Consider the following 279-nt stretch of genomic DNA (forward strand, 5'->3'; position numbering starts at 1 on the left):
AAGTAGGTTTCTTCACTTTGCGTCCATTGGCGAAACTCCCCAACGGTTTCTGCGCATAAAATACCTAAATTTCCGTCACCGGTTGTAATAACGGCATCTAGCATAGATTTTATATTATTAGGTTTTGCATAGTGCTCAATAAAATCAACGGTAGCGGGATGATTATAAACATCGTCAATGGCTATTAAGTTTTGTTTATAAATAGCTTCGTAGTAGGCAGGGTAATCCTCTGCACTGAGCTGTGCATTACAGCAATCAACACCTTGCCCTTGTATATTT

Annotated in this window: 1 protein-coding gene; it reads right to left on the reverse strand. The window is 39.1% G+C overall.

Annotated features, from left to right (window positions below; all coding sequences use genetic code 11):
• The coding region (locus tag AAEY88_RS13140) for a GAF domain-containing protein (RefSeq protein WP_350563098.1) at positions 1 to 279 on the reverse strand (279 nt) is incomplete at both ends.

The organism is Psychrobacter sp. CAL346-MNA-CIBAN-0220 (assembly GCF_040309805.1).
Taxonomy (GTDB): Bacteria; Pseudomonadota; Gammaproteobacteria; order Pseudomonadales; family Moraxellaceae; genus Psychrobacter.